Annotated in this window: 14 protein-coding genes; 10 read left to right on the top strand and 4 right to left on the bottom strand. The window is 64.8% G+C overall.

The features are described from left to right. Positions 1-194 precede the first annotated feature (194 nt). From gjpA (QXH22_RS15605) to QXH22_RS15595, 3 genes are all read left to right on the top strand, one after another. The gene (gene gjpA, locus QXH22_RS15605; RefSeq protein WP_306276231.1) at positions 195-1,550 is read left to right on the top strand and encodes an outer membrane porin GjpA; all 1,356 of its coding nucleotides are present in this window, start codon (positions 195-197) and stop codon (positions 1,548-1,550) included. A 183-nt stretch (positions 1,551-1,733) separates the two neighbouring features. After that, the gene (locus QXH22_RS15600; protein ID WP_306276230.1) at positions 1,734-2,558 is read left to right on the top strand and encodes a class I SAM-dependent methyltransferase; all 825 of its coding nucleotides are present in this window, start codon (positions 1,734-1,736) and stop codon (positions 2,556-2,558) included. Positions 2,559-2,595: 37 nt separating this feature from the next. Continuing rightward, positions 2,596-3,279, top strand: coding sequence for a GAP family protein (locus tag QXH22_RS15595; RefSeq protein WP_306276229.1), 684 nt, complete (start codon positions 2,596-2,598; stop codon positions 3,277-3,279). A gap of 16 nt (positions 3,280-3,295) precedes the next feature. Here QXH22_RS15595 and QXH22_RS15590 read toward each other — a convergent pair whose 3' ends face one another. After that, positions 3,296-5,068 (bottom strand): ABC transporter ATP-binding protein, encoded by a 1,773-nt coding sequence (locus tag QXH22_RS15590; RefSeq protein ID WP_306276228.1) that lies wholly within the window; start codon positions 5,066-5,068, stop codon positions 3,296-3,298. Further along, a complete protein-coding gene (locus tag QXH22_RS15585) occupies positions 5,065-6,777 on the bottom strand; it encodes an ABC transporter ATP-binding protein (RefSeq protein WP_306276227.1) in 1,713 nt (570 codons plus the stop codon). The genes QXH22_RS15590 and QXH22_RS15585 overlap by 4 nt, the downstream gene beginning before the upstream one ends. Before the next feature lie 446 nt (positions 6,778-7,223). On the opposite strand from QXH22_RS15585, the gene QXH22_RS15580 reads away from it, so the two are divergent. Next, positions 7,224-8,693 carry a PPE family protein gene (locus tag QXH22_RS15580; RefSeq protein WP_306244683.1) on the top strand — a complete coding sequence of 490 codons (1,470 nt, stop codon included), beginning with the start codon at positions 7,224-7,226 and terminating at the stop codon, positions 8,691-8,693. A 123-nt stretch (positions 8,694-8,816) separates the two neighbouring features. After that, a complete protein-coding gene (locus tag QXH22_RS15575) occupies positions 8,817-10,313 on the top strand; it encodes a PE-PPE domain-containing protein (protein ID WP_306276226.1) in 1,497 nt (498 codons plus the stop codon). Positions 10,314-10,387: 74 nt separating this feature from the next. Here QXH22_RS15575 and QXH22_RS15570 read toward each other — a convergent pair whose 3' ends face one another. Next, positions 10,388-10,687, bottom strand: coding sequence for a hypothetical protein (locus tag QXH22_RS15570; protein ID WP_306244686.1), 300 nt, complete (start codon positions 10,685-10,687; stop codon positions 10,388-10,390). 247 nt (positions 10,688-10,934) lie between these two features. Between QXH22_RS15570 and QXH22_RS15565 the strand changes: the two genes are divergently transcribed. Next, positions 10,935-12,257 carry a YibE/F family protein gene (locus QXH22_RS15565; protein WP_371934233.1) on the top strand — a complete coding sequence of 441 codons (1,323 nt, stop codon included), beginning with the start codon at positions 10,935-10,937 and terminating at the stop codon, positions 12,255-12,257. 71 nt (positions 12,258-12,328) lie between these two features. Here the strand turns inward: QXH22_RS15565 and QXH22_RS15560 are convergent, their stop codons facing one another. After that, positions 12,329-12,739, bottom strand: coding sequence for a Fur family transcriptional regulator (locus QXH22_RS15560; RefSeq protein ID WP_306244690.1), 411 nt, complete (start codon positions 12,737-12,739; stop codon positions 12,329-12,331). Between the two features lie 277 nt (positions 12,740-13,016). On the opposite strand from QXH22_RS15560, the gene QXH22_RS15555 reads away from it, so the two are divergent. The 4 genes from QXH22_RS15555 to gjpA (QXH22_RS15540) all read left to right on the top strand — a co-directional run bounded on the left by QXH22_RS15555 (position 13,017) and on the right by gjpA (QXH22_RS15540) (position 18,417). Beyond that, positions 13,017-13,694 (top strand): trans-aconitate 2-methyltransferase, encoded by a 678-nt coding sequence (locus QXH22_RS15555; RefSeq protein WP_306276224.1) that lies wholly within the window; start codon positions 13,017-13,019, stop codon positions 13,692-13,694. 124 nt (positions 13,695-13,818) lie between these two features. Continuing rightward, complete coding sequence (locus QXH22_RS15550; RefSeq protein ID WP_306276223.1) at positions 13,819-14,580, top strand: ABC transporter ATP-binding protein; 762 nt, start codon at positions 13,819-13,821, stop codon at positions 14,578-14,580. Beyond that, positions 14,577-16,916, top strand: coding sequence for an FtsX-like permease family protein (locus QXH22_RS15545; protein WP_306276222.1), 2,340 nt, complete (start codon positions 14,577-14,579; stop codon positions 16,914-16,916). The genes QXH22_RS15550 and QXH22_RS15545 overlap by 4 nt, the downstream gene beginning before the upstream one ends. 232 nt (positions 16,917-17,148) lie before the next feature. Next, positions 17,149-18,417, top strand: a complete 1,269-nt coding sequence (gene gjpA, locus QXH22_RS15540) for an outer membrane porin GjpA (protein WP_306276221.1) — start codon at positions 17,149-17,151, stop codon at positions 18,415-18,417. Positions 18,418-18,446 lie beyond the last annotated feature (29 nt).

The raw sequence follows: 18,446 nt of genomic DNA, 5'->3' as shown, positions 1-18,446 counted from the left end.
ATTAAGGCCGTTCCTGCAAACGATGTGCAACACGGGCGCTTCAGCCTAGCGCTGCCGAGCAGCTCCGCGGCAGGCTCAGAGGGACAACAGCAACGACGCTGCACCGTCTCGACATCGATGCGTGACGACCTTGGAAACCTGGAAATTGCGGCGGGCGACGGGTCATCGTCCCGAAGAGTCGAGGAGAGTGCGGAATGTCGTTCGTCATCGCGGTGCCCGAAATGGTGCAGAGCGCGGCCCAGGATTTGGCAGGTCTCGGTTCATCGCTGGCCGAGGCCTCTGCGACCGTGTCAGGCCCTACCACGGGGATCCTCGCTGCGGCCGAGGACGAAGTATCGGCGGCGATCGCTTCGTTGTTCGGTGACTTCGGCCAGCAATTTCAGGCTGTCAGCGCCCAAGCACAGGCGCTTCACGGTCAGTTCGTCAACCTGGTGAATGCGAGCGCCGGGGCATACGCGAGCGCCGAGGTCGCCAACGCCCAGCAGACTCTGCTGGGCGAACTGAGCGCCCCCGGTGCACTTGGTGGTGGCATCCTCGGCGCTGTCGGCCAGAGCTTCGGCGCTCTCACAGGGGCTACAACCGGTGCACCCGCTGCGGCGGCCCTGGACTTGAATGGCCTCGGTGCCATGGTCGCTGCCCCCTACCAAGCGCTCACCTCCACCGCAGCCACCAATGCCCAGACGGTCTTCGCCGCCACCGGGCAGTCCCTGAACACGCTGGCCCGCGGCACCTCGACTTTTTTCAGCTTGCTGGCTACTGATCCCGCAGCGGCTCTGGGCAACCTACAGACCGCGGTGCAGTCCGTGGCAGTGATCGGCTCGCCCACTGATCTCGGGTGGAGCATGGTGCAACACACCCTCGGCGGTGTCACCCAGTTCAACCCGGCGGACACCAGCCAGCCGCCGATTCCGGTCAATAACGCCCACAACCAGATTTATGAAAACCTCGTCGGCATCGGCAGCGATTTCAATCCAGGTCCGGATACCGCGGTGTTAAAGGCGGTTGTTGATTTGGCCTCGTCGCCATTGTCCGGTGTGCTGATGGGCTTCGCGGGGCCATTCGTCAGTCCCGGCGTTGCGCTATTCAACGAGGCTGGAGCTATCTTCGGCGATCTCACCGGTGGTAATCCGATGGGCGCCCTCGGTCGGTTGATCGGCACGCCTGCCACAGTGGTCAACGCCTTCTTCAACGGCGCCAGCCTCGACATATCCCCCCTGGCACCATTCTTGAACGATTTCGTCAGTGCCGGCTCAGACGGTGTACAGACACTCACCGGCGGCAGCCTCGGCTTCGGCGGGCTGTTCAGTCCCGGGCAGGTGGTGTACGGTCCCGGCGGGGAGACGTATTACGGCGTCGGCGGCTCCTTCCTGAATTCTTTGGGTGTGAACTTCGTCTATTCGAGTGATGAATTCGTCGGCCCCACTCAATTGACCGGCACTTTCGATATCGCCCCCGCACCGGTGGGTCCGATCGGCGCCGTAGCGGGTCTGATCGACATCTTCGGGAACGCATTGGGCGGCAACCTGCTGCCGCCACCAGTGGAAGAATAGTTCGACGCTGTTGGGTGGACCTCGCTGGTCGTATACCGCCGAACGTTGTCCGGCCGGGCCGATCGTGGGTGTGGCTGGTGCTTAACTGGTTTGGGCCGCCACGGCCGACCGGCCGTGGCGGGCGGCCGAGGATAGGTCGACCCGGACGTAGTGAGACCCAGCGCATTCACGGAAGGTGGCTTGATGAGCGGGACGGCGCCCCGACTGGGCGATGTTCAGGAGACGTTGCTGATTCCGCTCTACGCGCGAGCCTGTGACGCGGCCGCGCGGCGATCGGTCCTTGCCGATCGCCGCGCCCGCGAACTAGTCGATGCCATCGACTACGACTTCGCCAAGTTCGGCGGCCCGTCGTTGTCTGGATCGGTGTCTCGATCATCGATCTTCGACGGCTGGGGAGCGCAGTTTTTGCGCGAGCATCCCGCCGGGACGGTCGTCGAACTCGGCACCGGACTCAACACCCGGTTCGACCGCCTGGACAACGGGCAGGTCCACTGGTTCGACCTGGACCTGCCCGATGTCATTGCCTTACGCCGCCACTTCTTCAGTGACGGCGAGCGCTGCACGATGCTCGCCGGTTCCGTGCTCGACGCCGATTGGTTCGACACGGTGGCAGCGTCTCCGGGTCCCTATTTGTTCCTGTGCGAAGCCGTGCTGATCTATCTCAGCGCCGAGGAAGTACGCCGCGTCCTCACTCAACTCGGTCAACGATTCCCGGGCTCGTTGATAGCCTTCGACACCGCAGGCCGGCGGATGGTGGACAAGCAGGATCGCAATCGCTCACTGGCGCAGGTGAGCGCTCGGCTTCAGTGGGTGTGCGACGATCCTCGGGAGATCGAGGGCTGGGGCCCGCATTTGATCGACACCCGGACTCTGGCCAAGCCGCAACCCGAGATCGCCAAAACCTGGCCGCCCCAACGCCGCTACGGTATGCCGCTGCTGGCGCGACTGGCGCCGTCGATGGTCAACACCTACAAGTTCAACTTGTTCAGACTCCCGACAAAGTCTTGATTTCCGCGCCTCCGGGCTTGTCCCTCCGGGTCAGCTGATGTTTGCCCTCGTGATGACGCTGTCGGGGTTGGCGCTTGTGGAATCGCTCAACGTCCTCAATCTCGGCGCCACCTCGGCCATCGTCTACGACAGCCGACTGCATCGTCGTTCTCCGCTGCCTGGCGGGCTGAGTTTCATCGCCGGCCTGTTCGCGGCGACCGCCGCTCTCGGCGTTGCCGTGGTGCTCGGGGTCGACGTGATGATCACGGTCTCGCCATTCGAACTGACTCCTGCGCTGCGTTATTGGAGTGAGTTGATTGTCGGCGCCCTCCTGATCTGCGTGGCGTGCTATCCCGCAGCGGCCCGTAGATCGTCGCCGCAATCGACCTTTACTGCGGCGCGGCGACGCCCGTGGCTGCTCGCGTGCGCCGGTTCGGCATTGGGATTCGGCCAGGCGGCAACCGATGTGGTCTATCTGGGCGCGATGGCGATGCTCAGTACGCACCACCCGAGACCGTGGTTCTGGCCGCTGCTTGTGGTCGCCTACTGCGCTATCGAGCTTTTTCCGCCCGCGCTGGTACTCGTGCTGGCGACCAGACGCACTCCACGAGCGCAAGGCGTTCAACGCAGGGTGACGCGCATCGTCACCCGATACGGGCCACGCGTGGTGCGGGCGATGTGCGCGGCGGCAGGGGCCGTCCTCGTCGTCGACGCACTCCGGCACCACCACTACCTCTGGTAAAGCCCGTCGCCGACGGTTACGTCGTGTCTGACGCGGCGAGCGGTTCAGGCCGGAGTTGCCAACCTTGCGCGCGCAGGCGTTCCCCCCAGAAACGGGCGTATGTTCCACCGGCACCGAGCAATTCGTCGTGTCGCCCCCGCGCCGTGATCCGCCCATTCTCCACAACCAGGATCTGGTCGGCGTCCATGACGGTCGAAAGTCGATGTGCGACAACAACAACCGTGCGATTACGGGCCAGCTCGTAGATCGCATCGGCCACCGCGGCCTCGTTGACGGCGTCAAGCGCGGCGGTTGCCTCGTCCAGCAGCACGACCGGAGCGTCCTTGAGCAGCGCACGGGCTATGGCCACCCGCTGCCTTTCGCCGCCGGACAGGGCCGATCCCCCTTCGCCGACCCGGGTGTTCCAGCCGTCGGGCAGCCGCTCGATCACTTCGTCGAGGCGTGCGACACGGGCGACACGACGCAGTTCAGCGTCCGCCGCTTCCGGGTCGGCCATCCGCAGGTTGTCGGCGATGCTGCCTTCGAAGAGGTAGGCGTCGTCGAAGACCTGGGCGGTCAGATGCGCGACCTTACTGGTGCCGAGTTCGCGAATGTCGTGGCCGCCGAGCAGAATACTGCCGTCGTCGACGTCGAAGAATCGGCTCATCAGCCGCAGCATCGTCGTCTTCCCAGAACCCGAAGGCCCCACGATCGCGGTGAGGCTGCCACTGGGGATGGTGGCATCGATCCCCTTGATCACCACTTCGTCGCTCCGGTAGCCGAAACGCACTCCGCGCAAATCGATGTCAGCGCCCGCGGGTGCGGCGTCACCATCGGGTTCCGGGAGCGCCGGCACGGCCAACAGCTCACGCACCCGCACGATCGCGTCGGCGGTGACCTGGACATGACCGGACAGGTCGCCGAGCTGCGCCAGGGGGTCGATCATCCGCAGCGTGATGATCAGCAATCCGATCATCGTCGGCAGAGCCAACTCGCCGCGCAGCGTCAAGGCGACCGCGAGCGCGATGATCATCGTCACGACCAACTGCATGGTGCCGAAGCATGCAATCAGACCCCACGCACCGCGGACGGTCAGGCGGGACTGCGAATGCTGTTGGCGGGTAAGGGATTCCTCCAATGTTCCGAGTTCCCGGCGGTTCAGCACACCATAGGCGCGCAGCGTCGGCTGCAAACGCGCGTATTCCACGATCCGCGAAGCGGTGGCACCGATGTCGTGCTCGTACTGGCCGTCATTACGCGCCACGATGCCCATGTACATCCGCAGGGAGAGCGCACAGAGCACGGCACCGAGGGTCAAGGCGGCACCGATCCGCCAGTCGAAGACATAGCTGCCGACGATCAGGGTGAGCGGCGCGGTGACTCCGACGATCACGTGGCGGAGCAGATGCGCGGGAAAGTCCGCAACGTCCACCGCGTCTTTGGCGACGAGCCGTCCTACCGGCCCGGTGCGATCGGCGCCGAACCAGCCGATCGGCAGGGTAGCCAGATGGTTTCCGATTCGGGTGTGGAAGCCGGTCAGCACTCCGGTGCCGACCACGTAACCTAGCGACGTGCTCCATGCCAGCAGTCCGTGATGGACAGCGACCGTCAGGGTGATCGCCGCGATGCATCGCCACAACTGGTCCTGGTGGGCAGGCAAGTCGAAGACAACCTCGATGAGAGCGACGACGAACAGGAAGCCGAGCCCCTGCAAAACTCCCTGGGCGGCCTGCAACGCCAGCATCGTGCGCAGCTGACGTCGCCCGCGGGTGTCGAGCAGATCGAGCAGGTAACGGATGATGATCGTCATCGGCCCAGTTCCAGTCGCTCGGCGACGCCGCGTTCGGCGCTACGTTCCCGATGCCACAGCTGCGCATAAATCCCGTTGTGCGCCAACAGTTCTGCATGTGTGCCGGATTCGGCCACCCGCCCGCCGTCGAGCACGACGATGGCATCGGCTCCCCGGATCGTGTTGAGCCGGTGCGCGATCACCAGCACGGTTCGCCCTCGCGCAACTTCGCTGAGCGCCTCCTGAATCCGGGCCTCGTTCTCCGGGTCAGCGCTGGCGGTGGCCTCGTCGAGAACCAGGATCGGCCGGTCGGCCAGAATCGCCCGAGCGATGCACACGCGCTGTCGTTCGCCGGCCGACAGCGCCGCGTCTTCTCCCACCACCGAGTCCAGCCCCCGCGGCAACATGTCGAGCCTGGCCAGAATCTGGGCTTCTGCGGCGGCGTCGCGTACCGCCGCGTCACCCGCATCCGGGCGACCGAGGCGGATGTTGTCACGAATGCTCATCGCCGACAACAGATGCGAGTCCTGGAAGACGAAGGCGACGTGCTCGTACAGCTGCGCGGGGTCGATGCTGCGCAAGTCGACTCCGTACAGCTCGACCGCACCATCGCACGGGTCGTTGAACCGGGGCAGCAATTTGGCCAGGGTGGACTTGCCGGCGCCCGACGGGCCGACCAACGCGGTGATGGTGCCCCGTTCCAGGCACAGGTCGATCCCGTCGAGCGCGACCGTGTCACCGTAGGTGACCCGTACGCCACGCATCCGCACAACCGGCCCAGCGGCGAGCGGGTTCAGTTCCACGGGATCATCCGGCGTCGGAAGCTCGGGGGTGGCCAGCAAATCACTGATCCCGCGATACACCTGCAGCGCCGTTACCAACGGGTGCACGGACATGAGCAGGGTCATCCACCCGGCCGTGATGACTGTGCCGAAAACCAGGAAGGCGACGAAATTCTCCCGCGGCAGGTCCCCATTGATGGTCAGGATCCCACCCATCGTCGCAACGACCAACAGGATGCTCGGAGGTGACAGCAAGATCTCGGCGATGACGCCGGCGACGCTCGTGGACTTGGCCCAGTCGTAGAAAAATTGTGCGAAAGCCCGCGACACCTCTTGAAACCGGCGACTCGCGGACCCAGGCGTGCCGAACGCCTTCACCACGCCGATGCCGTTCACAAATTCCACCGCTGCACTGTTCAGCCGCACCAGCCAGTCCATGAACTCGGGATATTTCGTTCCCGCACTGGCCATCGCCCGCTGGTAGGCAATGATCCCCGCGAACACCGGAAGCAGCGTCGCCAGCGCCATCCGCCAATCCAGGACGCACAGATAGACAATCGCCGCCACCGGCGGCACCGCCGCTGCGCTCAGTTCGATGATGGAATGCGCGACCAGCCGGTGCAGCGCCGCGACGTCGTCCTCGACGGCCTTCTTGACGATGCCGGAATTGCGATCGCTGAACCAACTCAGCGGCAGCCTACTCAGCTTGACCAGCAGTTCCCGACGGACGCGGAATGACACCTGGATATCGGCCAGATGCGTCATCACCCCGGCCGACAAAACTCCCAATTGCCTGATCGCGAGTGCGACGACGGCCACGCCGATGATCGGCCAGACATTCGGGTCGCCCGCCAGCAGACGTCTGGTCACCTCCACGACCGCAATCAAAGGCGCCAAGCCGGCCAGCGAGCTGACCGCGGACAGCACGGCGCACGCCGTCAATGTCACCCGAGCCGACCTGAGTATCGACGGCGCCTGCCCGGCTGTCGGTGCCGTTCGTCGTCGCACGCTCATCCTCCATCGCACCTGTCGTGTTGCGGGTTCGAAGCCGTGCCGGCCCGGTAGCGCCGAAGCCCGCACAGGCAGGGTAACCACCCGACCGGCTGCGGGACGGAAATCGCCTGGGGCCACGTCGACCAGGTGTCGATGAGTTGACAGGCGGAGTCCCTGAGTGCAAATTACTATATGAAAATCATTTCCAATACCGGTTCTCCGGGGTGACGATGCGAAGGGAAGCCTCGGATGGATATGCACGGCACCGCAGTGCCGGCTCCCGGCGTCGAACCACGCAACGGACGAACGGCTCCGGGCGCCAAGAACTCGCGTGGGCTGTCTGCGCTTGGAATACCTGAGTCGATCGTGGGCCCGACCCATCCAACGGTCTGCTGTTGGCGGTGACCGTGCCGGTCTGGATGGCGATACCGCCTGAAGTTCATTCGGCGTCGTTGAGCAGCGGCCCGGGAGAGGGACCGCTGCTGGCGGCCGCGGGGGCATGGAACTCGTTGAGCGTGACATACGCCGAAGTTGCCGAGGAACTGTCAGCTGTGGTCGCGGCGGTGCAAGCGGCGAACTGGGAGGGCGTGGGCGCAGATTCGTACGTCGCGGCCAATACGCCCTATGTGGTCTGGCTGATGCAAGCGGCGACCGATGCCGCTGCCACGGCCGTGCAGTACGAGGGCGAGGCCGGCGCCTACGCGACGGCCCTGGCCGCAATGCCCACCCTGGGCCAACTGGCCGCGAACCACGCCATGCACGCCGCGCTGGTTGCGACGAACTTCTTTGGGATCAATACGATTCCGATTGCCCTCAACGAGGCCGACTACGTGCGGATGTGGATTCAGGCCGCTACCGTCATGAGCGTTTATCAAGCGGTTTCCAGCGCAGTAGTCGCGGCGTTACCGGACACCCCTGCGGCACCCCCCGTTCTGCGATCCGAAAGCGCCGCTGCCGCCACTGACTTCTCCCCGCTCAACGTCCTCACGGATTGGGAGAAGTTCGTCGAATCCCTCGTCGATGCACTGTTCGGCGTCGACAGCCCGCCGTATATCCTCCCACTGCTCGAAGCACTCCTGCAGAATCCCTCGCCAGAACTCCTTGCCACCCTGCTGTTTGTGGCGCTGCCCTACGAAGTCATCTTCAACACCGTATTCTTCGCGCCCGCAGCACTTTTGGCCACTCCATTCCTGCCGCTGATCGGCCTCGCCGGTCTCAGCGGCCTGGCCGGACTCGCGGCTCTGCCGCGCCCGGAGCCGAATCTCGCCACCACGAATGCGCCAACGGAGTTCGCGCGGGTCACTCCGAACCTCGTCCCCGCGCCGGTAGCCACAGCGGCGCCGTCTGCTGCCCCGTCGGCCACCAGCACCGGATCGACGTCGGCGTCGACGGCGGCGTCGACGCCGGCCTCGGCACCGTCGGTGGGGACCGCTCCCCTGAGCTACCTGGTGTTCGGCGGCCCCTCCGGCGGTGGCGAAGGCCCGACGCTGATCGATCGCGGCAAGGGCCAGACGGTTCCTGCCGACGTTGCGGCCTCAGCGGCGGCATCGTCACAAGCGTCGAACCAGCAGCGGACTCGGCGTCGGCGACGCACCGTGATGCGAGACAACGCCGATGAATTCATGGACCTGAATTCCGGACCGGAGGCCATCCCGGAGGAACCGCCGGACTCGACGACGCAACCCTCACCCCACGGCGCGGGCCGACTCGGATTCACCGGAACGGCAACCCATGCCGACAAAATTCTCCCTGAAGGTTTGGTCACGTTGTCGGCCCCGTTCGGCAGCGGCCCAACCCAGCCAATGCTGCCCAACACGTGGGGCACCGAGGATCCGCCGGGCCCCGGCCAAACCGAGAAAGACAATGCTTGATGTGGCCGGGAGAGGATCTCGGATCAGCGGTCGTGGACCGAAAGGGTGGGTTAGGTTGATCGTGGCCGCTGACCCGCGCGTCGCGCTGGTGACCGCGGAGTCTACGAGGGCGAAGGGGGCGATATGTCGGTTCTTGCCCTGACGCCCGAAGCCCTGGCTTCCGCGGCGACGGATCTCCAGAGCATCCGTTCGGCGCTCGACGAGGCGCAGGCGGCCGCCGCCAGCCCGACCACGACGGTGCTGGCCGCCGCCGCCGACGAGGTGTCCGACGCGGTGGCAACACTCTTCACCACGTTCGGCCAGGACTTTCAGGTCCTCAGCGCGGTGGCCGGGGAGTTCCATCAAGGGTTTGTCCGGGCGCTGAACGCGGGGGCCAGGTCCTATCTGAACACCGAGCTGCTCAATGCGTCACTGCTGCAGCCGATCGGGCGCGAACTGACCGCACTGTTCGGTTCGCCGGCAGCGGCGTTGCTGGGGCGCCCGATGGTCGGCACCGCCGGCACGGTGCCAACACAGCTCGCCGTCGACTACGCCACGCTGATCATGGGTGGCACCGGCAACCCGGTGCCGGACAGCACCTACCTCAACAACGTCTACAACGCCTACATCGCGCCCCGCATCGCTCCCAACACCGCCGTCCCGACCGGTCTGACCACGCCCGAGCAAGGCTGGCCGCTCACCGGACTGCGCAGTTTGACGTTCGATACGTCAATCGCCCAGGGGGTCGAGATCCTGAAGCAGGCAATCGCGGCCCAGCCGCCGGGCACCAATACGACGGTCTTCGGCTTCTCCCAAAGCTCCACCATCATCACCAATTACCTGCAGGGCATCGCCAACGGTTCCATTACGAACCCCCCGAACCCGGCAGATCTGCGATTTGTCCTCACTGGCAATCCCAACAATCCCAACGGCGGCCTCTTTCAGCGTTTCGTCGGTTTGTACATTCCGGGTTTCAACGAGACGTTCGGTGGTGCGACGCCGAACTTGGCCTATCCCACCGATATCTACACCATTCAGTACGACGGCTTCGCGCACTTCCCGCGCTATCCACTCAACGTGCTGTCCGTGGCCAATGCCGTTGCGGGACTGTACTACGACCACTTGAGCCCGACTCCGACGTATTCGAACATCACGCCCGAGCAACTGGCGTCGGCGATCGTGGCACCGGTATCGCCAGGCACCAACGGTGCGACCACCTACTACTTCATCCCGACGCAGGACCTCCCGCTGCTGAGACCGCTGAATTTGCCGCAACCACTGCTGAACATCATTCAGCCGCCGCTGCGGGTGCTGGTCGACCTGGGCTACGGCGACATCGGGGGGCCCTACACCGAGTACGCGAACCTTCCCACTCCGGCCAGCCTGTTCCCACTCGTGAATCCGGTGAACGTCGGCACCTACCTGGTTAAGGGCGCAGTCCAGGGTGTCCAGGCGAACCTGGTCTGGGCGGGCCTGCTTCCTCCCGACGCGATGCCTGACACCTACCCCTTCGTAGCCTCGCCTGATCCGGGTCTCACCATCAACCTCGGGCAGCCGAGTGTGACATCGGTGTCAGCGACAACCACTGGTCTCGGCACGCTGCTCCGTGCCCTCAATATCCCACCCTTCGGTGCGGGTTGATCGGGGCCGAGCACCGAGGCGCCCAACAGCGATGCAGATCTCGAACTCGGTTACGGCGTATGGCCGCTCGTTCATCAGTGCTCGTCGTAATGCTCACCGTGCGACGCATGCCGACATCCGTCATGGACGTAATCGACGTGATCTCCGTGCGGGATGGCCACATGTCCGCAGCCGTCACCGTGCACGTGATCGTGCGGTTCGTGGACCGCATGACCATCGGGCTCACACTCGTCGTAGTGCGACCCATGCTGTCGATGGACATGGCCGTCGTGCAGATAGTCGACGTGGTCGCGATGGGGAATCGCGACGTGTCCGCATCCCTCTCCGTGCGCGTGGTCATGGGGCAGGTGTTCGTGGTGAATGGTGTCAGACATGGGTTATCACCGTCTCTCGTTTCGGCTCACGGGCTGACACTATGAAGATAGTTCTCCAGGGCCGCGGAGGCGACGTTTCCTTTTCGCCCCGCCCAGCGCCGGCACGACGGGACATCGCCGCTTTGAGCGAGGACCGGCGACACCGAGTCATCGGCGACGAGAGCCTGCGGAACTCCACCACGTGCCCGGTACCTGACCTGCCTACTGTCGGCAAAACCATTTCGGCCCAGAGCTTTTCGGGTTACCCATGTTTCGGCTGCGCCGAAACGGCTTTACGGTGTGGCACGTGACGCACTCACACTCGCACGTGCATTCAACCTCTCACGGTTCGAGCCGAGCCACTCTCAGTCGGTTATCCGCGAAGGTCGTCGTCGGGTCGCTCGTGGCGGTCGCTGTATCGGTGCTGACAGGCATGGTGTGGCTGTGGCCCCATGAGCAGCACGTCGACATTCCCATGCCCTTTCAGAACTCATCGGGCGGCGCCGTGACTACCGAAGCCGGACATGTGCAATCCAGCCAGATAGCCGACTGCGGCAGCCCGTCTGCAAGTCAGGTGCTGACCTCCTCCGCGCAGCCGGGCATTCCCGGTTCCGGACATTGCGTACTGACAATGATCGCCATCGACTCCGGACCGAACGCCGGCGCCGTCACGGCATTTGAGTTCACCCCGGGACCCGGCCAGCCCCAGCTCAGCGCGGGCGAACGCATCCGGATCTCCCGCCAAGTCGATGCCGGCGGTGCGACGACCTACGCGTTCTACGATTACGAACGGGGATGGCCGTTGGCGGCGTTGGCAATTGCGTTCGCGGTGGTCATCGTCTTGGTCGCTCGTTGGCGTGGGCTACTGGCGCTGGCCGGTATCGTCGTTGCTTTTGCCGTGCTGGTGGTGTTCCTGCTTCCGGCGCTCCGGGAGGGCGCGCCCGCGGTGCCGGCAGCGGTCGTGGCATCGGCGGTCATTCTCTTCGCGGTGATCTACCTCGCGCACGGGGTGAGCTTGCGAACCAGTGCCGCCCTGCTCGGAACCCTGTCGTCCTTAGCTGCTGCCGCTGTCTTATCCTGGGCGGCAATTGATCTGACACATCTCACGGGCCTGTCCGACGAGCAGAACTCTGCGGTCGCCGCGTACCTGGGCAACGTCTCCATCCGCGGCCTGCTGCTGGCCGGGTTCATCATCGGGTCACTGGGCGTGCTGAACGATGTCACTGTTACCCAGGCGTCGACGGTATTCGAGCTTGCCCACCTCGGAGTCGACTCATCCCGGCGCACCATCTTCCTGGGCGCCCTCCGGGTGGGTCGCGATCACATCGCCAGCACCGTGTACACGCTGGTGCTCGCCTATGCCGGCAGCTCGCTGCCGCTGCTGCTGCTGTTCAGCGTCGCCAACAGATCACTGGGTGACGTGTTGATGAGCGAGGGCATCGCCATCGAACTGGCCCGCTCGGCAGTGGGGGGCATTGCCCTGGCCCTGTCGGTTCCCCTGACGACAGCCATTGCGGCGGTGCTGGCCAAGCCGGACGGGGGGCCACAAGCGGCAACACATGCTGCAATCCCACGACCTGACATCAAATAGCCTGTGGCGCAGCGGCATCGGCCGGCCTAGGCACCTGACGTCGCCCAGTTGACTCGTGCGAACCGAACTGCTCAATCCTCGCGGCATCCGGGACAGGTCCCATAGAAGTTGATCTGGTGGGCAATATCGGCGAAGTGATACCGGGTGGCAAATTCGGCCGTGTGTTCTTCCAGAACGTTGAAGCGGAACGCCACCGCATGCCCGCACCGCCGACAGAGCAGGTAATGCTGGTGCTCCGTGCCGTCGTGCAGACGGTAGAGAACCTCGCCGTCCTCAGCACGCTCGGTGGCGGCGATCCGTTCCTCTGCCAGTGCGTGCAGAATCCGATAGACCGTGGTCAAGGCAACCAGGTCCGGCTGGTGCCGGCAGATTTCGAGGTAGAGCTCGCGAGCGCTGCGGAACTTGTCGCAGGCACTCAGCGCATCCAGCACCACTTGGCGCTTAACCGTGCTTCGACGTCGCTGTCTCAGTGGCGCGGACATCGGGGCGCTCCTTTTTCGGGCAACTGGCAGGGAACGGATCGGCCGCGCAATCGGTTCGCCACCCCGCCAGTCCGATCACTTCGGCAAGCAAATGAATCTGTCGGGGCCGTGGGTGGATCCTTCTCGCGTGGATGGAAACCGGTCATGTTACGGTAGCCTTAATGAAGATGATTGTCATTATCGAACGGGGCTGACAATGACGCATGGCACCGACTCATCCACGATCGCCAAGGGCAGCGTTGACTCCTACGCACAGTCGGCGGAGTTCTATGAGGTCATGGCACTGCCGCACTGGGAGCCGAAGCGCGCCGTGCTGGTCTCCGCCCTGTCCGACTCCGGCGATATCACTGATCCGATTGTCGACATCGGTTCCGGCACTGGCCTTTCGACGATGGCGATCGCCGACGCGGTGCCCGGGGTTTCCATCCACGCCGTCGAGCCCTCGCCGGCGATGCGCGCCGTGCTGATGTCACGCATTCTGAGCCGGGCCGACGTGGCAGCCCGCGTAACGGTCTACGCCGAGACCGCCGAGCAGTTCGATCTCCCGGACCGCATCGGTGCCGCAGTACTGTTTGGGGTGATCGGATTCCTGGATCCGCAAGCGCGCCAGTACTTCTGGGAGAACCTGCGACCACGCCTAACGCCGCGCGCGCCGGTTCTCGTCGAGGTCATGGCCCTAGAGCAGCCCATGCAGGTTCCGGAGCTGATGATCGCCCAGCAGCGAGTGGGCAACCGGCGCAACGAGATTCTCATTTCCGGGGAAGCGGCCGGCGCGGACGCAGAACTGTGGACCATGCGTTACGTGGTTCGGGAGGACGATGCCGTCGTGCGAGAGTTCACGTCGAACTACACGTGGCACACCGTCGGTCTGACCGCACTCGCGAACGAGGCTGAAGCGCACGATATGACCTTCGAACAAGTGCACCCTCTCATCGGCGTGATGCGCCCGCGGTGAGCGCTTCTCATGGCCGGCATCGCTGACTGAGAAGGCCGAACGGCACACACCGCAGGTGGACTTGTCATCAGGCACCTGAAAAGATGTGCCCGTCGCACACGGTTCGCAACGAGTTAGTGAGGACATGAGCGCGGAGTCAGACGTCGGCAGCACAGCCTCGGACCGGAAATCAGGCGAACCACCTGCACTGCGTTTGACCGCCATCAGCAAGACCTACGGATCTGAACCCAACGAGGTCGTGGCGCTTCGTGACCTGAACCTGGAAATCCGGCCGGGCGAGCTCGTGGTACTCCTAGGCCCGTCAGGATCGGGAAAGACCACGCTGCTCAACATCATTGGCGGCATTGACCAGCCCTCGCAGGGGCGGCTGGAGGTCGACGGCCGAGACGTCGGAGGGCTCACCCGCAAGCTACGTGCCCAGTATCGCCGCGATCTGGTGGGATTCGTCTTCCAATTCTTCAACTTGGTGCCCACGCTGACAGCGCTCGAGAACGTGGAACTCCTGGCCGAGTTGACCGGACCGGACGCGAGATCACGCAGTCGGTCGGCGTTGGAACGTGTCGGACTCGGTGCCGCCGCGGATCGTTTCCCCGCGCAGCTTTCCGGCGGGCAGCAGCAGCGGGTGGCGATTGCCCGAGCCATCGTCAAGCAGCCGCCTCTGTTGTTGTGTGATGAACCGACCGGAAGCCTCGACGTGGCCACCGGACGTCAGGTGTTGGACGTGTTGGCCGGCTTGGCTCGCAACGGGCGGCAAACGGTCATCGTGGTGACCCACAATTCGGAGATCGCCCGGATGGCAGACCGGGTGCTGTGGCTCCATTCGGGAGCCATCAGCAAGTCGCAGACCAACGCGAACGCAGTCAGCGCATCGGAATTGGACTGGTGAGCCGTACGCTGCGCAGAAAGCTGCGTCGCGACGTATGGCGCGACCGTTGGCGTTTTGCCGCGATCGCCGTAGTCATGGCGATTGGCGTGGCCATTTTCGTCGCCGCCACCGACGGGTACCGAAATCTCGACCAATCCTTCGAGCGGTCCTATTCGGCGCAGAAGTTGCCTGATGCGATCCTCTCCGGTCCTGGCGCCGCGAACCTGCGCGACACCCTGACAGCGATGCCGGGAGATCCGATGGTGGAGCTGCGGCATCAAGCCGACATCGGCATCCGGATCAACGGGCATACGCTTTATGGCCGTGCCGTGGGCGTCCCTGACTCCCGGCAACCGGCCGTGTCACTGCTCGATCTGCAAGCCGGCAGCCTGCCGAAGGCCGGACAGTTGGTGCTTGAGCAGCATGTGGCCGACCACTACCACCTGCGCCCAGGCGACTCTGTCGACGTTTTGGACCGGCAGGGTTGGAAATCTGTTCCCGTAGCGGGCTCGGCGCTGTCCAGCGAGTATCTCTGGCCGGCGCGCTCGCCCCAGGAGATCTTGACCACGCCGGAGGATTTCGGCGTGGTGTTCCTCCCAGACGAAGACCTCACGCGCGATCTGCCGCAGCCCGTCGAACAAGTCGTGGTCTACGCACGTGACCGCGGCGCAGCCGGAGCACTGACCACCGCCGTCGGCGAGCTCGTAGATAGGACCGGGCTGCGATTTCTTCCTCGCGACGAGCAACCGTCGTTCCACACGCTGCGCGACGATGTCAAACAATTCGGGAGCCTTGCCGGAATCCTGCCGTGGCTTTTCCTTTCCGCTGTCGCACTCGGCACCTACGTCCTGCTCGCACGGATCGTCTCGGCCCAGCGCGCCGTCATCGGCACCCTGATCGCCAATGGAGTCGCCCCAAACGTCGTGCGGCGCCATTACCTCGGTTACGGCCTCGCCTGTGCCGCAATGGGATTGCCGCCAGGACTGTTCGGTGGCTACCTGCTGGGGCAGTGGATCACGGCCAAATACACCGAGGCCATCGCGCTCCCCATGCACCTGACGTCGGTGCATGCGACGACCTATCTACTCGCCGCCGTCACCGCCGCAGCCGTTGCCTTGCTGGCCGCGGCCGCTCCGGCAAATGCCGCTGCCAGGATGCAGCCGGCCGAGGCCATGCGGGTAGCACCCCCCGTGAGCCGTGGGCGTCGCAGCATCGCCGAACGCGTGGCGCCCGCGGCGCGACGCATCCCGGCGCGCTGGCGGATGATGCTGCGGGCCCTCTCCCGTAATCGCCGCCGAACCGCATTCACCGCGACCGGGGTGGCAGTCTCGGCCATTCTGGTCATGGTGTTCGCGGGAATGCGTGACACCGTCCCCGGCATGGTCGACCGGCAGTTCGGCCAGATCGAACGTGAAGACGGTCAGGTCGTGGTGTCCGGCTCAGCCGATGCGGTGTTCGACGAGGTGCGAGTCGACCCCGACGTGGCGGCGGCCGAGCTCTACGCCAGCTACGGCATCACCGCTTCGGCGGGCGATCGCCGTTACCAAACGATGCTGATCGGGCTGATGCCGCACAGTCGCATGCACGATTTCCCCGCCGAGTCGGGGGCCGATCGACTCACCGGCGACGGCGTGTTGCTGGGTGTCGGCTTGCGCGACTTACTCTCAGTGCAGCTGGGTGACCGCATCGAAGTGGTTGTCGCGCAGTCGGGGGTTCGACTCACCGAACGCGTGGCCGGATTCGTCGACGAGCCTTTTTCCCCGGTCGTTTACATGTCCCTCGATCAGCTTCGCGCGCAGGCGGATTCATTGCCCCTCAACGGGATTCTGGTCCAGTTCAAACCCGGAACCCAGGAGCGCGTGGCGGGTGACCGGATAGCGGCGACACCGGGAGTGGTGGCGTACCGATCGACGACGGCGCTGGCGTCGACGATGCGGAAAACCTTCAGTCTCTACGACACCCTGGTCACTCTGATGCTCGTCTTCGCGGCGGTAATGGCCGCCGCCATGCTCTACAACGCGATGTCCGCCAACATCTCCGAGCGCCTCACCGAAATCGGCGCGCTGCACGCCCAGGGCATGGGGGCGGGCATGCTCTCCCGGGTGATCGCGGCGGAAAATTTCGGCGTGGCCGTGATCGCGCTCCCCTTCGGAATCGTGGGCGGCCCGCTGCTGGCTGACCGACTGCTTTCCACCTATCACAGCGGTGGGTACCACCTACGACTCGAGATGCAGGCGACCACACCACTGGTGGTAGCGGGCGCCATCCTGCTTGGGGCCGCGTTGGCCCAGATACCAGTGCTACCAAGGATCAACGGTATCGACCTGGCGCGCACCGTCAGAGAACGCGCCGTCTGACTCGAGCGCCGTACAACACGATCACTAGGGTCACCCGGATCGCGCGGCAGGCGATACTTTCATCGTCGCCGCGGCTACTTGCAAATCATTTGCTTGATACTTGCAAATGACATGCAGTACCGTTCACCTGCGTGGAGCTGGCATTGAGCGTCAACAGACTTTGACGTTCGCGGGACTGCTCAGTTGCTCTGAGCGGAATGCCACCGGAGTCTGGCGGCCGGGGAGGCTGGGTATGTCATCAGTGATTGCAACGCCTGAGCTGGTATTGGGGGCCGCTGAGAACCTGGCGGCGATTCGCTCCTCCCTCGACGGCGTCGCCGACGTTATCTCGGGCCCGACGATCGGGATTGCCGCTGCAGCGCAGGACGAGATCTCGACGGCGCTGGCTACGATGTTCAGCGACTTCGGCAGGGACTTCCGGGCCATCGACGCGCAGGCCGAGGCTTTTCATGCCCGATTCGTTCAGCTGGTGAGCGCCAGCGCTGTGGACTACGCCGACGCCGAGATCGCCAATGCCGCGCAGCTGCTATCCGGCCCGGTCAGCCTGCACACGCCGGGCGGCGCGCTGGCGGCGGCTTCCGACATTGACCCCCTGTCTCGCTGGACTCAGGTCCTTGGCACCACAACCCGCAATGCCCAGTCGGCACTGGGCGCATTCCAGGCTGGCGTCAGCACGCTCTTCGGCGGTGTCTCGACGGGGCTCCGCCAGCTGGCCACCAATCCCGCCGCGTTTTTCGGCAACATCCAGACCGCCGCACAGTCGGTATTCCTGGTCGGCGCACCCCAGGATGTCGCATCGGCCGTCGTTCAGCACACGCTCGGCGGTATCACTCAGGCAACCAATCCCGGGGCAGTTCCTCCCGCACCGACGGTGGTCCCACTCAATGACGTCCACGTCGAGTTGTACACGGGGCTGGCCGGACTCGGTGATTTCCAGACGGGAACGTCGAGTCTGGAGACCGCATTGGTAGCCGGTCTCACCAACTTCGCGGCGTCTCCGGCGAGCGGCGTACTGCTCGGCGCCGTGGGACCCTTCGTCAGTCCCGCTGTCGCGCTGTGGAATAGCGCCGGCAGTGTGTTCGCCGACCTCACCGGAGGATCTCCGACCGCGGCGCTCGGCCATCTCCTCGACACACCCGCGAACGTCGTCGACGCGTTCTTCAACGGCGCGACCCTGAACCTGGATGCCTTGGCGCCGGCCGTCAACCCGTTCGTCACGTCCGGCTCCGCGGGCGGCGAACAACTCGACGGCGTCAGCCTGGCCTTCGGTGGCCTGTTCAGCCCGGGCCAGGTCGTCAGTGGCGCCAGCGGTCCGATGTATTACGGCACGGGCGGTTCTCTGCTCAACGCAGTGGGATTGGAGCTGAGCTTCTACCCACCGGACGACTTCGCCGGCGGCAGTCTGAGCATTCCCGCGATACCGGTGGGTCCCATCGGCGCAACAGCGGGCCTGATCAGCATCCTCGGACAGGCGCTGGGCGGAACCTTGCTGGCGCCGTAGTAGATCTATCCGCGGCGACGAAGGGGGTC

This window comes from Mycobacterium sp. TY814 (assembly GCF_030755175.1).
In the GTDB taxonomy this organism is placed as follows: Bacteria; Actinomycetota; Actinomycetes; order Mycobacteriales; family Mycobacteriaceae; genus Mycobacterium.
The sequence above is the reverse complement of the archived record's forward strand: the minus strand, read 5'-3'. Positions and strand labels throughout refer to the sequence as shown.